The organism is Thalassoglobus sp. JC818, assembly GCF_040717535.1.
In the GTDB taxonomy this organism is placed as follows: Bacteria; Planctomycetota; Planctomycetia; order Planctomycetales; family Planctomycetaceae; genus Thalassoglobus.
Genome location: NZ_JBFEFI010000001.1, coordinates 1,072,843 through 1,093,973, shown reverse-complemented (window position 1 = coordinate 1,093,973; position 21,131 = coordinate 1,072,843). Strand labels below are relative to the sequence as shown.

At 53.0% G+C, this 21,131-nt stretch carries 14 protein-coding genes; 10 read left to right on the top strand and 4 right to left on the bottom strand.

Features of this window, described 5'->3' with window-relative positions; all coding sequences use genetic code 11:
• The first annotated feature begins 128 nt into the window (after positions 1–128).
• Entirely contained in the window at positions 129–665 is a 537-nt protein-coding gene (locus tag AB1L42_RS03880) for a TadE family protein (protein WP_367051400.1), read from the top strand.
• On the top strand, positions 662–2,176 hold the full coding sequence (locus AB1L42_RS03875) for a pilus assembly protein TadG-related protein (RefSeq protein ID WP_367051398.1): 1,515 nt from the start codon (positions 662–664) through the stop codon (positions 2,174–2,176). Before AB1L42_RS03880 ends, AB1L42_RS03875 begins: the two co-directional genes overlap by 4 nt.
• A gap of 160 nt (positions 2,177–2,336) precedes the next feature.
• Here AB1L42_RS03875 and AB1L42_RS03870 read toward each other — a convergent pair whose 3' ends face one another.
• The 3 genes from AB1L42_RS03870 to AB1L42_RS03860 all read right to left on the bottom strand — a co-directional run bounded on the left by AB1L42_RS03870 (position 2,337) and on the right by AB1L42_RS03860 (position 5,549).
• Complete coding sequence (locus tag AB1L42_RS03870; RefSeq protein WP_367051396.1) at positions 2,337–2,756, bottom strand: hypothetical protein; 420 nt, start codon at positions 2,754–2,756, stop codon at positions 2,337–2,339.
• Positions 2,757–3,101: 345 nt separating this feature from the next.
• Positions 3,102–5,033, bottom strand: coding sequence for a hypothetical protein (locus AB1L42_RS03865; protein WP_367051394.1), 1,932 nt, complete (start codon positions 5,031–5,033; stop codon positions 3,102–3,104).
• Between the two features lie 36 nt (positions 5,034–5,069).
• Complete coding sequence (locus AB1L42_RS03860; RefSeq protein WP_367051392.1) at positions 5,070–5,549, bottom strand: tRNA (cytidine(34)-2'-O)-methyltransferase; 480 nt, start codon at positions 5,547–5,549, stop codon at positions 5,070–5,072.
• A 193-nt stretch (positions 5,550–5,742) separates the two neighbouring features.
• Here AB1L42_RS03860 and AB1L42_RS03855 point away from each other — a divergent pair, with 193 nt between their 5' ends.
• From AB1L42_RS03855 to AB1L42_RS03825, 7 genes are all read left to right on the top strand, one after another.
• The gene (locus tag AB1L42_RS03855) at positions 5,743–7,212 is read left to right on the top strand and encodes a Gfo/Idh/MocA family oxidoreductase (protein ID WP_367051390.1); all 1,470 of its coding nucleotides are present in this window, start codon (positions 5,743–5,745) and stop codon (positions 7,210–7,212) included.
• 21 nt (positions 7,213–7,233) lie between these two features.
• A complete protein-coding gene (gene thpR, locus AB1L42_RS03850; RefSeq protein WP_367051388.1) occupies positions 7,234–7,818 on the top strand; it encodes an RNA 2',3'-cyclic phosphodiesterase in 585 nt (194 codons plus the stop codon).
• Complete coding sequence (locus tag AB1L42_RS03845; RefSeq protein ID WP_367051386.1) at positions 7,815–8,444, top strand: DUF2238 domain-containing protein; 630 nt, start codon at positions 7,815–7,817, stop codon at positions 8,442–8,444. Before thpR ends, AB1L42_RS03845 begins: the two co-directional genes overlap by 4 nt.
• Before the next feature lie 86 nt (positions 8,445–8,530).
• Positions 8,531–10,177 (top strand): sodium-coupled permease, encoded by a 1,647-nt coding sequence (locus AB1L42_RS03840; protein ID WP_367051384.1) that lies wholly within the window; start codon positions 8,531–8,533, stop codon positions 10,175–10,177.
• A gap of 85 nt (positions 10,178–10,262) precedes the next feature.
• The gene (locus AB1L42_RS03835) at positions 10,263–11,021 is read left to right on the top strand and encodes an aldolase/citrate lyase family protein (RefSeq protein ID WP_367051382.1); all 759 of its coding nucleotides are present in this window, start codon (positions 10,263–10,265) and stop codon (positions 11,019–11,021) included.
• Positions 11,022–11,143: 122 nt separating this feature from the next.
• On the top strand, positions 11,144–12,031 hold the full coding sequence (locus tag AB1L42_RS03830) for a HEAT repeat domain-containing protein (RefSeq protein WP_367051380.1): 888 nt from the start codon (positions 11,144–11,146) through the stop codon (positions 12,029–12,031).
• 60 nt (positions 12,032–12,091) lie between these two features.
• Complete coding sequence (locus tag AB1L42_RS03825) at positions 12,092–13,522, top strand: arylsulfatase (RefSeq protein ID WP_367051378.1); 1,431 nt, start codon at positions 12,092–12,094, stop codon at positions 13,520–13,522.
• A gap of 145 nt (positions 13,523–13,667) precedes the next feature.
• Here the strand turns inward: AB1L42_RS03825 and AB1L42_RS03820 are convergent, their stop codons facing one another.
• Positions 13,668–19,823, bottom strand: coding sequence for an MG2 domain-containing protein (locus AB1L42_RS03820; protein ID WP_367051376.1), 6,156 nt, complete (start codon positions 19,821–19,823; stop codon positions 13,668–13,670).
• A 561-nt stretch (positions 19,824–20,384) separates the two neighbouring features.
• Here AB1L42_RS03820 and coaE point away from each other — a divergent pair.
• Positions 20,385–21,041 carry a dephospho-CoA kinase gene (coaE, locus tag AB1L42_RS03815; protein WP_367051374.1) on the top strand — a complete coding sequence of 219 codons (657 nt, stop codon included), beginning with the start codon at positions 20,385–20,387 and terminating at the stop codon, positions 21,039–21,041.
• The last annotated feature ends 90 nt before the right edge of the window (positions 21,042–21,131 follow it).

Sequence of the window (21,131 nt, the reverse complement as noted above, 5' to 3'; positions counted from 1 at the left end):
AGTCGCGATCTTCGTGCGCTGGCTTCGACGTTTGAGCAATCTCATTTGCGACGTTGAACCTTGCGAGGCTGACAACGATCACCTCGAACACTGCGCGAATCGGACTTCGGGAACCGGACAGAAGTGCAATGCGTGCAACCGAAATCGACAAGCTGAAGCGATCGCTTCCGAAGCGCCGAGCAATCGTTGCGCTTGAAGCGATTGTCTGGTTGCCAATTCTTCTCATCGTTCTCTTCTCCATCGTTGAGATGGGGCTGATGCTCGTTGGCGTGATGCATGCCTCAATGGCGAGTCGAATTGCTGCGAGGGAAGCGTCCATCGTTCCCGGTTTGGCGAGCGCGTCGACATCCCAAGTCGCCGACGACTTGCGAGAGACCGTCGACCTGTATTTCGAGAATGCTGGCTACGGGCCAAACGCATCACGCGGCTTGAGGCTGCAACATACAGCTGGGGCAGGGGGCTCAAGCGCGAGTGGCGAGTGTGAAGAGGAAAACGATCCTCCGCTGCCGAACATCGTGAGTGGTGCTCCGCGGTCAGTACGGGTCGTCGTCTGTATCCCTGCTGAAGTTGTCTCTCCGAACTGTCTCGCCCAATTCGGATTCGACCTTTCCAATTGTTGGATTCACGGAGTTACGACCTTTCCGTATCTCGGAGAGGTTCCATGAACTCACGAGCAGTCTTCAAGGTTCTGAAAAGCAATCGTGCGGATGATTCGAATCGATCCGGAATCATCACGTTCTGGATGATTGTTTCGATTCCGATCTTTCTGATTGCACTCGCGGTCGTTCTGGAAGTCGGAAATCTGTGGGCAGCCCGCATTCAATTGAAGAATGCACTTGAGTCAGCCGCCATGGCTGCGGTGAAGACATGGGGCGATGCAGGGGCAGGGGACACAGCATTTCCTCGGCAAGTCGGGAACAATTTTTCGTCTGCGAACATCATCAACGGTCGACCAGTGGACCTAACTGAAGTTGATCCTTCACTCAACTATTCCGCCGGTACGGGATTGTTTCAGAACGATGAATGCGATGGAGTGTTCGTCTTCGGAAGCATCCGGGATGATGGCCAACGTTTTCAATTCGACACCTGCCAACCTGCCGGGTGCGGCTCCGCTTACAGCCTTGTGCTCGACGTAACTGCCGAAGGTGAAATCGACGGAGACAACGATTGGGGGATTTCTTTTCAGCCCGGAAATGGAAACAACTCGTCGCTTTCAATTCACCGAGTGACTTACGAACTGCCGAACGTTTATCGCGCTCGCAACGGACAGGTGACCAATCCTGTTTTTGACTTTACGGGGGAATCGCCGACTGTTTCTCCCAGCATGCAAGACAATCAGCCCAGCAATCGCGTTCGATGTGGATCAGGTGACATTGACTGTGATCTCAATCAAAATGGTCCACAGGGTCCGCTTGGAACTTCGCAGGCAGACATCTTCGGAGTGAATCCTAATCAGGTCTCGTTTTTGATTGGTGTTCAGACCGGAGATGACCCCTCCGGTGGAAGACGCGAATGCTCTCGTAGCGGCCGTGATGTTACCGGACAAACGCATCCATCGTATCGATCCAAGACTCTGACTCTGGAATTCTGTGATCCGGGATCAAACTCGGGTTGCAACCCATTTACTCTTGGAGATCGAATTCGTTTTCAAGCCCCGGTACGAGACCGCGGTCAAGGACAGGGGCAGGCTCCAGTGACCATTGAAGCGGATGACATCGGACGGATGGGCGTTCAGGTCACCGTTTGTTTTCACGATGGAACCTTCGTGCGCGGCACCTTCGTCGATACCTTCTCACCTGAGTACGGCCCGAATGCCTGCCCGTGTACAGATGTGGAATTCGCAAGCTGGGGTAACTGTCAGATTCCCCGGCAGGGAATGATCATCCACCCGACAAGAATTCCCGACCTTCCCTGTTCTCGCAGCCTTTACGAGAACAATGATGAACAGTCGATTGTCCAGCTCGGTGGTGGTTCCAGCGGAGGAGGAGGATTCCCGGCGGTGCGTGTTCAAGCTCGTTATGAAGTTCCGAGTCTGTGCTCACAATTATGCGGACTGACGATCGGACCGTTCTTTGCGACCGCCTGTGCAGATGCCTATTACGATTGCCGCACCGGAAAAGTTCGACTCTACCATCTGGAGACATCAAGATTCGGCTGCCGCGAAAACTGCCCGTAAAACAGCCGACTCTTCCCACATTCGTGATTACGGCTTCTTCCGAATCACGGACAGGGATCGCAAGAATGCTTATCACGCAGCTGCTCAATTCACGGCACCAGCGACTGCTTTCATCCGATCGGATGAAAGGGAGTGAGCTCATCGTCCCTTCGGGGACGGCTTAATAGATCTTCCGGATTCGATAAGCGTTCACACCTTTTCCGGGGAACTGGTGGTGATGGAATTCTTCAATCACCTTCCAGCCTGAAGGAACCGGTTGGCAGGCCCACATTGTCATTTCCGCATTGGGGCGATTCGGGATCTTGCGAATCAGCAGCAGGTGACACGTCGAGCTGAGCTGCAGAAGGGATTCGCGGTGACCGACAACGACCCAGCCTGTCGGAACCGGTTCATCGGCCGGCCAGGGAGTGACATCTCGATCGTTGTAAGGAGCGAAGATAGAGAGCCCCGACTTACAATTACAGCACTTCCACGGGTAGCGGAATCTGAGAGCGTCGAGGGCGTCGGTGGCGGGTGCTTCGCCCGGCATCAGTCCACAGAACATTGATCCAAACAGGACGGCGAATATCCACTTTCGCATGAGGCTCTCCTTGAATTCGCATCTTGGAAAGATGCATCACTCCAGATCAGTATTCCGCGCGTACTGAATCTTCAGCTTATTTGATCGACCCGATTTCGGCCGGACCACAAGCTGTTAGAAAATCGTGCAGTTTCGATTTCGACGAATGGAGAGGCTGTTCTGAAATCGATCGCACTGCACAAGCCGATTGTGTCGATGATGATGCGACTCAATCCTCAGAATCGATACGACTGTGCAACACCAGAGCGACCATTTCCGTAGGTTGCTATGGATTTTGTGCAGCGGTTGGACTTCATTGTTCTCGTGAACGCTGCTCATTTCGTGTGAGACGAGTTGGAAACAGGGCTATTCAGAGAGCGCAGGCCCAACGATTTGGTAGATTTCGACCTCGCCGATTTGATCGATTAAGGAGAACGTCGGCTGCGGTGCGTCACTCCAGTCGATCGGCGCGCCGCTGCCGAGTGACCGCAAGACATCCTCCGGTGATTGCCCATGTTCGCGACTGACCAGGATGATCGCGTTATGAATCGTTTCTCGTGTCGGAAATGCAAAATGTCTCTCGTCGAGTCCGAGTCTTTGAGCGTAATACACGAGCGGGCTGCTGATGGGTGTCGTCGTCACGATCGGGAAACTCGCCGCACCTTGAGATTCTAAAATGGGCATCTCCAGCAACCGGTGGACAACACGTTTTGCATCCGGACAGCGACCCGTTTCGTCTGACTGGCGAATCGACTCTGATGTTGTTGAGAAGGAGATTTGCGTTGCCACGAGTGCTGCGAAGGCGACTCCCGCGACTGCCGACTTCCATGGCTGCGATCGAATCTTGTCGAGGGTGCTGCTCCATCCCCAACCGGAAATGAGTGCCCCGATCGGAATCAAGAAGAGCCAAGTTCGCGCGGGAGGAATGACATGCTGGATCAGAAGAAGCATGGCGACTGCAAACAAGCTGCAGACAAATGGAACCGAGAAGAAGGAATTGTTGCGAAGTGTTATCCGGATGGTTTCGACGACTGCCATCACCCATCCGACGACGATCACCGCCCACGCAACATAATTCCAGTCCCGGAAGAGCAGTGCAGCAGTTGCTTCAATTCCCGGGATGATCCCCTTCAGAAACTGATCACTGGTCAACGGTTTGACGAAATCGTTGCCGGTGAGGCTCTCCAGTCCCGAAGTGGCAATGATCGGGGAATAGAGAGCAATCGTCAGAAGACTCACCGACGCAACACCGGTCAGCCAGATTGTGAGAAATCGCCACCGATGTGCTTGGGATTTATCGAGCAATCCGGCGATCAACAGCCAGGTCCAGACCATCGCATTCGCGTAAGCCGTGCTTGGAATTGTCCACAATCCTAAGCTGCTGAAAACCACGATCAGTGGCCATTCCATTCCGTGGGGGCTGTCATTGCTTGGTGAACTTCCATTCGCATTCAATGGAACGGTTTGAGTCGTTGTGTGTTCATCTTGCCCAGTCGAGTTTGCGGAGGCGCTGTTGAATGATCTTCTCAGAATCTGCCCTGCCACGATGATTTCGAGCAGTGTGAGCAGAACGACAATTGTGTAGCCCCGTCCGAGAGCCGAATATTCGATGAGAGCAGAAGAGAGGCCGACAATCAAAGCTGCGAGGATTCCGTAGCTTTTGTTTCCGAAAGTCACTCCCACCAGGTAAGTGAAGGGAACACAGAGGCAGCCTGCCAGAAACGCGGGGAACCGAATTGCCCAAGGGGCGTTTCCCAAGAAGCTTGTTGAGAGATGGGTCAGCAGCGTGTTGAACACGTGATTGTTCGGATCGTGATAGGTCGAAAGGCCGATGAACAGAGGAGGGCGGGCATAGTTGAGGTAAGTGTACGCTTCGTCGAAACGGATTGGATCATTGAGAAAGGGAATACGAAACAACACTGCAAGCAAGAAGAAAAGTGACAGCTGCAGAGCATTCTCCGATAACAGAGCAAACCAGTCTTCAATCGTTCGACTTGTTCGTCCCCGAATGTTGAATCGGTCCCAAATCGATTTCGGAAGCCACCACACCGTCGCTGCGAGGAGCCCACCGATGACACCGGTGAAGACTAGAAATGTCGTGACGCGGTCATGGATTCCGGGAGTATAGGCATCTGCTGATCCGTCACCGGAATATCGATCGAGAAAACCTCTCAGGGCTTCGAAGGGGATGCACGCACTTGCGACCGAAATGAGTGCAACGCAACCGATCACGACCGAGACGAAACGCGTCCAGTGTGGCAGACGTGAGCGAACGGAGTCGTCAGAGTGATTCGTCACGAATGGGCCTTATTGAGTGATCTTCAGATGCTGTTGTTACTCCACTCCGCCGAGTTGACGCATTGCTTCGTAAATTACCGCTGTGGCAGCACTGGCAAGATTGAGGCTTCTGACCTCACTTCGCATCGGAAGTCTGAGACAGTGGTCGGAGTTGGCTGTCCGAATTTCTTCCGGGAGACCTTTGCTTTCGCTCCCGAAGACAAGCACATCTTGCGAGTTGAATTCGGCGTCCCAGAAGACTTTTTCCCCAAATTTTGTCAAGTACCAGTAATTTCGATCGGGACCGAGTTTTTCCAAAAGATGGTCCCAGTCTTCGACGATTTCAAAGTCGAGGTACTGCCAGTAGTCCAGTCCGGCCCGACGCAAATACTTATCTTCGAGAGAATAGCCAATCGGTTTGACCAACCACAATTTTGCTCCCACCGCGACGCAGGTTCGACCAATGTTTCCCGTATTCGGTGGAATTTCTGGAGAATGTAAAACAACGTGGAGCGAAGGTTCATCAAGCTTAGGCATACGAAGGTTTCAGTGTGAAGGTCAGAACTTATGGAGTGGGCAGTTGTTGAACAGAGTTCAAGCTTCTGATCGACCGAACGATCAGTTATGTTTGATGCTTGAGTCTGCAGCTTCTTCAAGCATGATGAATGTCGGCGTGAGAAAAATCCACGCTTCGCATGTTTGATTCTTTGAACTTCTTATGAGGAAGACGATGACAGAATCAGTCAACCGCCGCAGTTTTTTGAAAACCTCGGGAGCCATGGCCGCCGGGACGAGTGCGATCGTTGGGCTCGCTGCGAAAAACGCACCTGCCCAATCTCCCAACCAGAACATCCGCATCGGGTTTATTGGACCGGGTGGTCGAGGGTTTGGCGCACACGTCAAGTCGCTGGCAAAGCTGAAGAACGAAGGGGCCAATATCGAACTCGTCGCGGTAGCTGAAGTCTTCTCTGTGCAGCGAGAGAAAGTTGCCGACTACATCAAAGAGCAAAACGGCAACACTCCCACTCAATACGTGGACTATCAAGAGATGCTCGAGAAAGAGAATCTCGATGCTGTTTCGATTGCCACGCCGGATCACTGGCACCACAAACAGGTTCTCGATGCACTCGCCGCTGGACTGCACGTCTACTGCGAAAAACCGATGACGAAGAATGTCGAGGAAGCTCTCGATGTCGTCGAGAAGTGGGAAGCTTCTGGCAAAGTCATGCAGGTTGGGGTGCAGGGAACGTCTCAACCGGTTTGGAATCACGCCCGCGAACTCCTGAACGACGGGAAACTCGGAAAGGTGATGATGTTCCAGACCGAGTACTTCCGAAACTCGGCTCAGGGGCAGTGGCGTTATTACGAACTCAAGAAGGACATGACTCCGAAGAATATCGACTGGCAGAGATGGCTGGGAGTCGAAGAAGGTCTCGCTGAAGATCGACCATTCGATCGAGAAGTGTACAAGCAATGGCGTCGCTTCTGGCCGTTCGGTTCCGGGATGTACACCGACCTGTTCGTCCACCGTGTCACGATGATGCTCAAAGCAACCGGATTGCGATATCCCGGTCGAGTCGTTGGAGCGGGTGGATTGTACCTTGAGTATGATGGTCGCGGAGTCCCCGATGTCGCCACTGTCGCGGCGGATTATCCCGAAGGTGTGCACGGTCTTGTTTCGTCGACGATGTGCAACCAGGAGTCGCGAATCGATCAATGTATTCGCGGACACTTTGGCTCGTTCATCTTCAACGGGGATAAAATCCAATACATCCCCGAGCGACCTCAAGTTACTCGCGACAGTTCCCTCGCTGAGGAAACGATTCAGACCGAACCGATTGATGACCAGACTTACGAGCACTTCAAGAACTGGGTTGCAGCAATGAACTCAGGCAATCCTCTTGATTGCAACAACCCGCCGGATCTCGGAGCAGCAGCAGTGACAACCGTCATTCTCGGTGCACAGAGTTATCGAAATGGTGTCTGTTACTACTTCGATCCGAAGACAGGTCCCGTCAACGCGTTCGAAGCCCATCAGAAAGGCAAGTCCTGGGCGGGGCAGTGGGAGAAGATCTCGGAAGAGCGCGGGAAGCCGAAGCACATTCCCGGATGGACTGCCGGTGATTACGGAAGTACTCTCGAAGAGCCTTCCTATATGAAGCTTGCTGGCCCGTGGAAAGATGGTCAGCCACCCGCCTGATTGAGTTTTTGTCGTTAGGTTATGTCCCGGACGATTCGTTCGTTTATTGCGATCCCCATCGAACCGACTGAGCAATTAAGTCGGTTCCTTGGATCGCTTCGCAAGATTCAAGGTACGGTACGAACGAACCGTCCGGAAATGCTTCACTTCACCATCGCGTTTCTGGGTGAAACCAAAGATCATCAAATCGCTTCTGTCTGCGAGGTGATGAATCAGATTGCACAGCAAACACACGAACAACAGCTCACGCTTTCGGGGGTTGGATCTTTTCCGAATCCCAAGCGGCCGCGAGTCGTTTGGGTAGGATGCCATCCGCAGCAGCCAATGATTTCTTTGGCAGATCGACTGACGGGTGCGCTCGAAACGGTCGGGTTTCCGAGAGAAGGAAGACGTTTCACTCCCCACCTCACCGTCGCGCGCGTCAACGGAAAACCACCGGAAACTCTGACGGAACTGATCGACACACATCGCGATCACGCGTACGGAGAGTTTCTATTCGATCGCATGGTGTACTATCGATCGGAACTTTCGCGATCGGGATCGAAGTACACAATCCTTCAGGTATCTGTATTCTCAGGCGATCCCGACGATGAGGTGATCCGATGAGAGGGCTGCTGTCGAACGAAAAAACGATTCTGTTGGTGACGATGTTGTACATCGCTCCCGCACTGTGGAATTCCTTTGCATCAGGCAAAATGGAATTCGTGATTTATGTCGGCGTGATGGGTGTGCTGTTGGGACCGGTGCTGTGGCTTCATCATCAAGTTCGGCTCCATCCGCTCGCGTTGTGGGGACTCTCGCTGTGGGGATTCGCACACATGTGCGGTGGGCTCGTTCATGTGCCGGAGTCGTGGCCGACGGAAGGGACATCCTCGGTCTTGTACAACTTGTGGTTGATTCCGCATCGGCTGAAGTATGACCAGTTGGTGCACGCATACGGCTTCGGGTTGACGACTTGGATCTGCTGGCAAGCATTGAAGGCGGCGTTTCAAAAATCGGGTGTGAGCGTTTCACCAACCTTTGGATTGCTGACACTTTGCGCAGCGGCCGGGATGGGATTTGGAGCACTCAATGAAGTTGTCGAATTTGCAGCGACGTTGCTTGTCCCAGAAACCAACGTCGGAGGTTATATCAACACCGGATGGGATCTTGTCTCGAATCTTGTCGGTTGCCTGATTGCAGCAGTGCTGATTTCCCTTTTCGACAGGCGTTCACAAGTTCGACCCTCATGAATTGCGGGCGGCGCTATTCAATCCGGCACTGATTGACTACGGTGACTCATCAATTGAATCCGATTCGTGACTGGAAAGTATGATTCATGCTGATGGGTCTTTCATGCGTCTTGCAATCTTCACTCCCATTCTCGAGCTGTGTGCTTCTGGCGGACTTGTCGACTGAGTTTGGTCCGGACGCAGGACAGACCGGTTTGGCAGCGATCGACTGGATCATTGTGCTCGCTTATGGGGGTGGCACGATTTGGCTGGGCTGGTACTTCAGTCGCCGGCAGACGTCGACGGAAGAATACTTTGTCGGCAGCGGAGCGATGAATCCCGTGCTGATTGGGGTGTCGCTGTTCGCGACCCTGTTGAGCACGATTTCTTATCTCAAGTTCCCCGGTGAAGCGCTCGGACGAGGACCTGTTCAGTTTTGCAGCTTACTCTCGTTGCCGTTTGTCTTTTTGATCGTCGGCTTCGCAATGCTTCCGGTTTACATGCGACATCGAGTCACAAGTGCGTACGAGTTGCTGGAAAATCGCTTGGGACTCGAAATGCGTCTTCTCGGCGCGGCAATGTTCGTCATTCTGAGACTCGTATGGATGGCGTTGCTGGTCTATCTCACAGCCAAAGCACTCACAATAATGATTGGGGCCGATGAGCGCTGGATTCCGCTGGTCTCGTTGCTCACGGGAACGGTCGCAGTGATTTACACGTCAATGGGAGGACTGCGTGCGGTGGTCATCACTGACGCAATTCAAACACTCTTGCTGTATGGCGGAGCACTGACAGTGATCGCGATTGTCACTGCGAAGATGGGAGGCTTTCAGTGGTTTCCGACGCAGTGGCATCCGATCTGGGACAAGCAGCCGGTTTTCCCGGAAAATGCTGCGACACGCTTGACGGTGATTGGTGCCATTCTCAGTCAGGGAACCTGGTACGTCTGTACTCTGGGAGGGGATCAAACTTCGGTGCAGCGGTTCATGGCGACCAAAGATGCCGCTGCGGCACGTAGAGCATTGGCGGTCCAGTTGACCGTGGCGGTGATCGTCGCCCTGACCTTGGGGCTCGTCGGTTTTGCGCTTCTTGGATACTTCGAAGCCAACCTCGATCAGCTTCCACCGGGAACAAACCTTAAGGCGGATGCAGATGATCTCTTCCCGTATTTCATCTCGCGCCTACTCCCTCCCGGAGTATCGGGACTCGTCGTCGCAGCGATGTTTGCGGCGGCCATGTCGAGCCTGGATTCGGGAGTGAACTCGATTACTGCTGTCGTCATGACTGACGGGCTCGATCGCTTCGGAAAAAAACCAGAGTCGGAAGAAGCTCACGTTCGTCTGGCTCGACGACTTGCTTTCGGAATCGGATTGTTTGTGGTGATTCTCAGCTCAATCATGGATCGAGTCCCCGGGAATATTACGGAGGTGACTGAAAAGACGTCGAACCTGCTGGCCACTCCGATCTTTGGGCTGTTCTTTTACGCACTGTTTGTTCCCTTCTCGAGCCGAATTGGTGTGTGGATCGGGACCGTTTGCGGGATTGTCACTGCCGTCTTGATTGCGTTCTCGGGTCCGCTCTTTGGTTTCGTCGAAGTCCCCGGTTCAGACCCCGTCCAGATGACAGACCCCATCAGCTTTCAATGGATTGCTCCGATCGCTCTTGCGGTGAATCTGGGAGTCGGCTGTCTGGTGAGTCTGATGATGCCCGACCGTCCCGCAAGTTCCGCAAAAGCCGAAGAGAAGGGCGATTGACGAAGTCGCTGACGGCTGACACACTCCCTCCTTGCGCCCACCTGAAAACTCTCCACTTCATCCTCAATAGAACTGCAGGAACACAATGCGAAAGAGTCGGACACTTGCGAAAATTCGTGCTGGGGAAACGGCTCGTATGTGTGCTTTGGGGCACTACATCCCTGCATATATTAAGCACGCAGCGAATGCTGGTTACGATTGTATCTGGCTGGATACCGAACACCGGCAGATGGAAGATCATCAGATTCAGTCGCTGCTGGCGTTCGGGCATCTGTTCGACATCGACATCATGGTCCGAGCGCGAACACTCGAGAAAACGCGTCTGTATCGCTTGCTTGAAGACGGAGCCACGGGCTTGATGATTCCGCATGTCAGCACACCCGAGAAAGCAGCCATGCTGGTCGATTCCGTCAAGTTTCCGCCAATTGGAGATCGTGGGCTCGACGGAGCTGGGCTGGATGCAGACTTTCTCTGCAACGATCCGATGACCTTCCCTGAGGAAGCCAATCGAGAAACATTTCTCGTCGTCCAGATTGAAACACCTCAAGCGATTGAGAACGTCGAAAAGATCGCTGCGACTGACGGAGTTGACGTTCTGTTCATTGGTCCAGGAGATCTCGGGTTGCGGCTGCGACATCAGGAGACCGGTTGGTCCCTCGAAGAGGCCTATCAACGAACTGCTGATGCCTGCAAAAAGCACGGCAAAGCATGGGCCTGCCCGGTCAGCGGCAAGGAAGAGATTCAGAAGCGTCGCCAGCAGGGGGCACAGCTTCTCGCTCACGGAGGGGATTTCCTCGGATTGAAACGGATGCTCGAAGCGAACATTCAAGACTTTGATGAATGATTCGAAATCGTTGGCTGAATTCATCGAGTAGCGGTTTGTCGGTTGCGAAGGCAGACAAATGCATCGAAGATTTGTAATGTGAATGTCTGCACCGATTTCTCAACTCACGAAAAAGTTGATCGATGAAAAATCTCCTGTTGATGTGCTCAGTGGCTCTGCTTGTCTCACCGTTCGGAAGTGTCAACGGTGGTGAAGGAGCGCTGGCTGCCCGTGAAACGATTCAGTTGACCGATGCTCAGGAGGAACAGTGCCTCAAAATCTTGCGAGAGGCGATGGCCTCCGACGAGTTCTGGCCTGCGATGCATGCCGCAGAGGCACTTACTCTCGCCGGTTACGGGGATGAAGTTCGCGAAGCCCTCGAGCCAAAATTGCCAGCTGAAACTGACGATCAGAAACGCTGCGGCCTCGCACGCGAACTCGTTCGGGCTGGAGCGACTGAGTACACAGCGACGATGCTCGAAATCCTCGACAAGGAAGACACATACGGTCATACGCACGCGGCCGAAAGTTTGTTCAAGGTCGACGCGATCGGCAACGGAAAAGGGCTGAAGCAGGTGCTGAGAACGACCACCGACATGAAGACCAAGCTCATGGCAGCTGCCGCACTGGCACGGTCTGGTGATGAGCGAGCCATGAAGCTGCTGCGTCGAGAGTTAAAGAGCGACGACGAACAGACGTTCCGCATCGCAGCCTGGATTCTGGCCCGGATTGGTGATCAATCGGACGTTCGACAAATGCGTCGAAACGTCAAACGCGCGAATGATCCGCTGGTCAAAGCTTACAATGAGCATGCGTTGGCAACTCTGGGTGATGAAGCAGGAATGCAAGCATTGATCGACAATCTGAGCGACGATGACCCCGCAATTCGGACGTATGCAGCCACATTCGCAGGTGACGCACGAGCGACTGAAGCGAAAGAGTTGCTTCTGCAGTTGTTAGAGGACGATTATCTCGACGCTCGCATCCGGGCTGCGCAAACATTGCTCGTTCTCTCTCAACCAAAAGCCTGATCCATCGGAAATTGTTCGGGCAGCGGGCTTTCACGAAGATCGCTACATGAGGAGTCTCTATTGTTAAAGTTCATTCTGACCGTATTCGGCTTACAGCTTTTCATCACCATTGGTCTGCTTCAAGCTGCCGATCGCCCGAACATCATCTACATCATGACGGATGATCTGGGGTACGGAGACTTGGGGTGCTATGGGCAAGAGGTGATCGAAACCCCCAACATCGATCGGCTGGCCAGTCAGGGAATGCGTTTCACTGATCACTATTCCGGGCACACCGTCTGTCGACCATCACGACTAGTGCTTTGGACCGGTCAGCATTGTGGAACGACCGGACTCATCGGAAATCGACCTCGCAGCCTGACCGGGATGGAAGCAACAGTCAGTCAACAGCTTAAGAAAGTTGGCTATCGAACCGGTGGAGTTGGAAAATGGGCTTTGGGGAATGTGGACACTCCTGACGAAATCAACAACCCGGGACATCCCAACAATAACGGGTTTGATTACTGGTTCGGCTACTTGAATCAAAGCAATGCCCACAACTTTTATCCAACGTTTCTCTGGGAGAACAAGAAACAAGTCACACTCCCCGGAAACGTCATCGGAGACTACGAAAACGGTCGCGGTCGCGTTTCATCGGTCAGGGTCAGTTACTCACATGATTTCATGACAGATGCGGCCTTCAAGTTCGTCAAAGAGAACGCCGCCGAACCTTTCTTGCTTCACATCCATTGGACGATTCCACACGCGAATAACGAGGGCGGACGTGCTGTTGGCGATGGGATGGAGGTGCCTGACTACGGGATCTACAAAGATCGTGACTGGCCGAATCCGGAGAAAGGATTTGCAGCGATGATCACGCACATGGATCGCGACGTGGGACGGTTGATGGCGCTGCTGGATGATCTCGACTTGACTGAAAAGACGCTCATCATCTTCACGTCAGATAATGGACCTCACGAAGAAGGAGGCCACAAGCACGAGTTCTTTGACTCCAATGGCCCGCTGCAGGGGTACAAGCGATCGATGCACGAGGGCGGAATTCGAGTTCCTTTCATCGCACGCTGGCCGGGAACTGTTCCAGCTGGAAAAACCAGCGATCTCCCTTCTGCATTTTATGATTTCCTGCCGACAGCGTGCGAACTGGCTGGTGCGGAAACTCCCGACGGGATTGATGGAATTTCCTACGCTCCAACGCTGCTCGGAAATGATGCTGACCAAAAGCGACACGAGTACCTTTATTTCGCGAGCCAGGAGGGTCGCACAAGTGTTGGCGTTCGATCAGGTAAGTGGAAACTTGTCCGCTATCCGGACAAACCAAACCGCGACGCAGACTTGGCGTCTCCCGGAGAGTGGAAGCTCTATGATGTCACAACTGATCCAGGTGAAGAGACAGATCTCTCCGCTCAACATTCAGAAGTTGTGGAGAAGATGACCGAATCCCTGATTCGCGACGGACTCTGGAAAGAGGACGTTGATAGCTCTTCCAACTAGAGCGAGTTGCTCTCGCAATTGAGTTGCTGGCAAGAGAACTTTGCCCAACTGTTTCAGCGATTGAACATCGAGCGTTACGCGAGTTCAAAACAAAAGGACGCCAGAATTGCTCTGGCGTCCTTTCTTTTTTGATGCATCACTTGGACTACTCAGTGTCTTCGATGATCAGCTTGAACTCGTCGGAATTTCCCCTAAGTTCGGGGGCGTACATGGCGTATGCCCGAGCGGGGAGGGCGCTGAATTGTCCGGGGATCTCTGCTCGAAGACGATAGCTCACCGAATGTTTGCCCCGTTCCAGAGTTCGCATGAAGAAGGCGACTCGTTCGTCCCGGAATTCGACATACGCTCCGAGGCCACCGCTCGTGTAGCCACTCCTCAGGTCAACTGGCTCGGTTCCAGCAGCTTTGAGGTCTTCGAAAATGACGTATTCGTAGTCGTTCTTCGAATCGATCTCGAGTTCGACTTCAATCAGGTCTCCGCTTTTCACATCGCTGAGATTCTCGAGAAGGACTCGGTCGTATTTCAATGATTTCTGGTCGACGACTTGACCTCGACTTCCGGACACGACCGAGCTGGCACTCTCGTCCTGAACGAGTCGATAGAACGTGCGTTGAACTTTGACTTCCAGGCCGGCTTTCGTGATGAAATCTTCAAGCGAGAAATTCGTCAGGTACGCGTTGTGATACAGCGGGCCGGTGCCGGATTTGCGAAGTTCGATGGTGTGCTCACCCGAGGTTAGATCCGCTCCTTCGATCACGAATGCATTCTCGAAGGTAAACAGATTGTCTGAGGTGATTTCGACTGACTGCTTGCGTTCTCCGTCAATGAAGACTTCAACGGTCATGTCTGGCTTCAGTTCGTTCGTCGCTTCGAGGTACTCAGCCAGTGCTTCAATGCAGTAGGCAGTATCTCGGGTGTTGGTCCAGTACGAGCCGTGCTTACGGTTGTTCAAAATGAACTTCACAAGACCGGAAGTTTTGGGGGCTTGCGGTGCGATCCGGCAGAGCAGCTTGAGGTATTGAGCGTTCGCTTCAATCGAACTGCCATACCAATTCCACCAGTATGCGTTGTTCGGCAAATCGATATAGGCGGTCTGGTTTTCGTCATCGACGGTCACGAATTGATCGATGTTGCGCACGATCATGTCGCGTTGTTCATTGGCGCCGATCTTGTCGAGAGCGAGACCAGTGAGTGCCTGACCGTACAGTGAAAGTTTCAGACGGTCGCGATAGAGAAAGTTCTGCATCGACTGATTGACTTCGCCAGCGTCGACGAGAACAGAGAAGATGAGAGCGTCGAGGTTACTCGCTTGCGTTCGATGACGCTTGCGACTCGGGTTCTCAGTCTGTCGATCTCCTTCCTCCAGCAATTCGACCTGCTCAAGTTGATACTTAGTGAGCCACGCAATTCCCTTCTCGATAATTCCATCGACAATCGCAATATCGTTCTTCGCAGCTTGTTGCAGCCCGTGGACAACAACCGCTGTCGTGTGCGGATAAGAACGTTCTCCATAACCAGAGAACCATCCCCATCCACCGTCGGAATTCTGCATCGAGGTGAGATCCTGAACTCCCTTCTTGACCATCCGTGTGAGCTCGGCTTCGTCGAAAACAGGGTTTCGGTCGAAGTGTTTCCAGCGAGTTGCACGTTCATTCGGATCGCCAATTTCCTGGGCGTTCAGGTTGGTACGTTTCTCCTTGATCTCTGCAAGATTTAATCCCATGCGACGCAAGATGCCCTGCGTGATGACCGTCGGCACGAACCGGTTGAGAGTTTGTTCGGTGCAGCCATATGGATATTCGGCGAGGTAGGGGAGAGCATCCACCATTGCTCCAGCAAGAGTCGGCGAGTACCGAATTTCAAGCCGGGTCTGTTCGGGGCGTCTCTCTTCGGGGACAACGATGACGATCCGATCGCTTGTGTCTTCCGGACGAATGACTCCGGCGAACGACTCGAACTTTTCAAACCCATGCAAATACACCGGGAATGACATTTTCATCGCATCCGACTCTTCGTCGGTCAGTCCTTGTGCAGTGATTGTGGCGGTTCCCTCAGCGACTGCTTTAACTCGCCAGTCGATGCGTGCTTCCCCACCCGCTGTGATTTGAACGGTCTGTTGTTGATCGTCGGGAGAGAGGAACTTGAGAGTATCGCCACTGAGGTCGAGTGAGACTTCAGCTTGTTTGGCGGTTTCCAGATAGTTGTGAACAACTGCAGAAATCACGACCTCGTCTTTCTCGACGAAGAATCGCGGAGCCTGGAGTCGAACGACGAAGTCTTTCGACGTGACAACTTCAGTGGTTGCTTCACCGACTGCCGTGCCCTCTCCCAAGCCCCAGGCACGCATTTTCCATGAGGAAAGATTTTCCGGCATCGTGAATGAGACTTCAGCGATTCCGTCGTGATTGGTTGAGAGATCTGCTTTCCAGAAAGCGGTGTCGGCGAAGTTAGTTCGAACTGTTGGTGCGACCATCTCAGCTTCGGCAGGGGCTTCTGCTGCAAAATCTGCGACCATCGATTCCGCGACTTCTCCTCCGGCAGCTGACATCGGAGCAGGCATCGCTCGTGTACTCATCAATCGACCACCCCTGCCTTGAGGAGCTCCATCAGCTAACTCCAGTTTGCGCTTGGCAAGTTTGTCAGTGTCTGCAACTTCACCGCCAAAGATCCCGATGTTCCCCATCAGGATTTCTCCGGACTTCGTGAGCAATCCAAAATACTTGCTTAGGTTGTGTTCAGAATTTGGGTAGTGATTCCGTTTCCACTTCCAGAAGAATTCACGGATCTCGGTCACGTTCGAGCCACCGGAGATGTACTCGACCGCGCGGTCGTACACGCTCATGACGAGTGAACCTTCGAAAGGTTTGCCTTCGTCGTCAGTGAATTTGACTTGAATGTCAGCTTGTTGTCCGGGCCGGAACTTTTCGGTTTCGGTCAGGATCTCAACATTGATGATTCGATCCTGAGGCGGAACGACGACTTCCTGAACGGCGGTATGCAGTTCCCCGTTGGAAATGGTGATCGCTTCGATGAAGAAATTCGGCATGTCGCGATCGACGACTTCAATGGGGACGACGGTGCTCTTGCCATCCAGACGCAAGATTTGCGGTTTGGCCGGGGCCAGTCCGTTCTCTGCTCGCACGAACAGCAGGACCGTCGAGCCGATCCGGTTGGTGTTCACGAGAAGTTCGATCTCTTCACCGGGTGAGTACGTTTGTTTGTTGAGAACCAGTTCGAGGTCATTGAAGCGGAAATCAGAGCCGTCGAATCCGGCTCCGCGAATCACGAACAGGCAGGCTCCTTCAATTGTCTTGTCGTCCGCGGTGACGGAGTACGAGAGGCGATACTGCCCGGCGGACTGAGCGTTGATTTTTTGTGAAGCTTTCCCGTCTTCGTCAGTGTTGAGTTCCCATTCTTCAACGGTCTTTTCTTGGGGAATTCCGTTTTCGTCGTAAGAAATCTGCTGAAGTTTGAGACTTCCCGTTCCTTGAACACCTTGCCCGTCGACCGTGCGAGCTTGAAACTCAGCGTCGACGACATTTCCGACGGAGTAATGCCCGCGAGTCGTCCATGCAAAGACCTTGAAAGGTTCTCGAGCCACAAGGACTGATCCGGAGCCGACGATTGTGCGTCGAGAGGCATCGGTCACTTCGGCAGTGATTTTGTATTCGTGGTCGCTATCCCCATGCAGCGCTTTTGCGAGTGAGGTATCGATGTCGACTTGAACGGTTCCGTCGGGACCGATTTCGACTTCCTGATCAAGAACCAGTTCGGGGGGATCCGGGTTCCAGTTCCACCAACCGGGAATCGGCGGCAGCGAGCCCCATCGACTGAAACCGGGGTACCATTGATACTCCGATGCAAACCACCAGAATCCGCTGCCGTAAAGCCAGTCCCAGCGAGTGACAGGGAACCAGCGCGAGTCGTGTTTTGATCTTTCGACTTTGAATTGAACTTTGGCGTTCGTGACTGGGGCTCCGAAGAAGTATCGAGCTGAAATCGTCGCTTGGATCGGTTCGCCGAGTGCGACTGGTTTCTGGGGAGCATCGATGGTCACTTCGAATTCAGGCTTCTTGTACTCTTCCACTCGGAATGAATTGCCGCCGCTGATGCCTCGTTCGTGATCAATCGAAAGATAATAGTTTCCGAGAGTGGCACCTTCTGGTAAATCGTAGCTACCTGCGAGTCCGCCGAATTTGTCCGTGGTCATCCGCTGTTTGAAGACTTCCGTCCCTTGCGGGTCGCTGATTCGAACGGTGAATTCCTGATTGGCGAATCGCTCAGCGTCTGTCTTTTCGTAAGTGACTTCACGCATCCAGAACTTGAATTCGACCTTTTGTTCTGGACGGTAAACCGGACGATCGGTGACGACGTAAACTTTCTGCTGGTCGTATCTCGAGCGTTGATAATCGCCGTACCAAACGCCGCTGAATCCGAGGTAGGCAAAGCGTTTGTCATCGGTTTGAACGATGGCCATCCATCGCATGTCGTCCGAGAGCAGCTTTTCGTCAGCGAGGATAACTCCGTCTTCGTTGGTGAACTCGGCGTGTTGTTTGACTGAAATCGCGTAGTCTCGAACGGTGTTCGGAACTTGCTCCTGCTTCCATCCGAAGAACTCAACCGGGATTTTGTTGAGTGGTTCTCCGGTCGTAGCATCAGCGACAAAATACATTGACCGTCCGTTGAGCTGTTTCTTGACGATCGCTGTGTTGTCGAGCCAAATAATGATGCGGCTGGTGTTGCCGTCGTTCATCTTCGCAGTCAGCAGGTAGGCTCCCGCGTTCTGCAATGGCGTGGAGATTGTCGTTCGCCGGTCAAAGTGATTTTCGCGAGGTTCGAGGTCGACCGACCAGGCAGCGACCGTTTTACCCAGATATTTCGTTTCGTTTTCGGAAACAAGACGGTAGCCGATGTTTTCCACCTGAAGCTTTTGCCAGTCGAGTTCTTTGGGCGATGTCTTCAGGTAGATTTGAATGTCTTTGATCAACTCTGGGACTTTGATTTCCTGAGCAGCGAAATGAACGAGGTCTCCGTTGCGGAACCGGTAGTCGATCTTGGCTCCGACCCCGGATGCCTGGCTTTGAACGGACTCGAACTGTCCCCAGTTGTTGACAATTTGGTCGAGCCGGTTTTGTCGGTAGTTCTGTCTTCCGGGACCGTGGCGTTCAATTGCTAACTTCCAGACTTCAGCTGCGGTGTCGTATTGAAGCCGGTCTTCGAAGACTTGCGCCAACAAGAGCAAAGCGCGTTCGGAATCGGCTTTGTTGTCGCTTTCGCTGATTTTCCGAAGGTTCCCGATGAAGTCGTAATCTTCCGGAAGTTTGAAGCGAAGAGTCCCCGTGGCCAGTCGAGCGATTGTTTCGTCTTCTCCCAGTGTGGGGAGTTGCCAAGTTTTTGATTCTGCGGAGGCTTCATCTTTCGAGTCGAGGCCGCTGAGATCGATCCCCCAGCGTCTGAGAGTGGGCACGCCGAATTGAGATCGGGCGAACTCTGCGAAGTTGAAGTCGAGACGAGCCTTTCGTGACGGGTCCTGCTCAGCAGCTTGTTGCAAACACCAGCGCCAGCGTTCGCCGTCTGATTTCGCATCTTCCAGAGACGAAGGAACGGTGAAAAAGATGGGTTGGCCGTTTTCATCGACTGGAGCTGCACGATCTTTCCGTGAGCGATAGTTGTATTGATATCCGATTTCCGGCTCTGGAAGTTCCTCGAGCGATGTGGAGTCTTGCAGCAACCAGGAGTGTGTTCCCAATCGACCATCCGCATAAATGCTGGCGAAGAACTCGTAGAAATTGGCTTGTTCTTCAGGAGTCACTTCGGTCGGCATGAGCCGCTTGGCTTCCATCATCCAGCGAAGCGATTGAACCCGATCCCGATCTTCGACTGATGCGTACTCGCCGCCACCCCGCTGATTTCCCCGTCGAAATTCGCCTGCGACGACAACTCCGTTCGATGGGCCTATCTGTAGTTCTTGTGCAGCTGTCCAATAGCCCCTCCAATCCTCAGGGTGAGTGCTGATCATCACTGCCAGAAGATCGTCGAGTTCGTGCATTTGTTGAAGCTTTCGGTAACAATTTGCTGCACTCTTGAGATCGTATGCCAGCGTCGCCCCAGAGTTTTCCTCAGACTTCACGAGCCCCACAAAAATTGTGAGTGCCTCCTTGTACTGGCCATCTTTGAACAGCTTCGCTGCCTCGGAACGCTGTTGCTCAAGATTTGGTGTCTGGGCCTGAATTCTGAAGACTCCCAGCAGGGACACTCCGCAAAGAAAGAGAAGAAGCACCGCGAAAGTTGGTCGAGACATGTTTGCATCCTGTCGAGGCTGTTTTTCCAGATTTGCGGAATACCCGTCTGAAATCAGCCCGTTTCTTTGATTCACCATCCGTGAGACGAAACTCTTCGGGAGAAGGTTCCCGGAATTTTCGTCACAATCATCTGCATCTTGCGCTGCTGAGACCCGATTGCCAACCATTCCGATTGAGAAATTCGATCCGGATAGGGAAACAGATGATTGACATTTGCGATTTGGCGAGCGACCATAGAGTCAGGGTCTTTTCAGCTCGAATTCTGTCTACCCTGAAACTGGAGTTTCACCTCACCCGTCGACGGATTGACAGATCATCTGAATCCACTCAATCAGAACTGACTCATAACGAATCAACTAAAGATCGAGACCGCTGATTTCAATTCAGCAGCACCTCGTGTGGCGTCGTTTCTGAGACTTCCCATGTTGTGCCTTGGTCCATGCAATCATTCAGGTTCAGCCTGAGATCAATTTGCGACTGTTCCTCCCTTCCTTCACACATTTCTCCAAACTCAAAACTTGAAAACTCAGCAGTCCCATTTCCGTGCAAAGGATCAGCCTTTGTCGATTCCTGTGATCGGTGTGATCGGTGGAATTGGCTCAGGTAAGACGACCTTTACGCGCGCAGTCGGCGAACAGCTGAACGCTCGGATTTTGGATGCAGATCAGGTCGGGCATCAGGTCCTTCGCATTGATTCCGTCAAATCGCAGCTTCGAGAGAATTTCGGAGACGGCATTTTTGATAGCTCTGGCGAAGTCGTGCGGTCTGCACTGGCCCGTCAGGTGTTTGGAACTGAAGAGAAACAGCAGTCTGCACGTTTGCAACTGAATCAAATTGTTCACCCGGAAATACGAAGACTCCTCGAAGAACAACTTCAGGAGATGAGATCAGATTTAGAGGCTGAGGTCATTTTCCTCGATGCGGCGCTCATGATCGAAGCTGGCTGGGTCAGTGTTTGCGATGCCGTCGTGTTTCTGGATGTTCCTGAACAGGTGCGTCTGGAACGGGTCCAAAAGCGCGGATGGACACCGGAAGAATTCGCAAAGCGCGAAGCAAGTCAGCTAAGTTTGACAGAGAAGAAAAACAGGGCAGACTTCGTTGTCGATCACACACTTCCGCCACAGCAGGCTGCCGCGTTGTTCATCGACTGGTATGTCAGCCAGTTCGAAACCGAATCCACAAATCGAGAAGCTGTTTCACAGCCGTCTCAGTCATAACATCATCCATGATCACCACTAGATCCTGATTGAATTGAGTCACTTAAGGTTCAGGGCTGTCGTTCACTGCAAATCACCTTTTCAACTCTG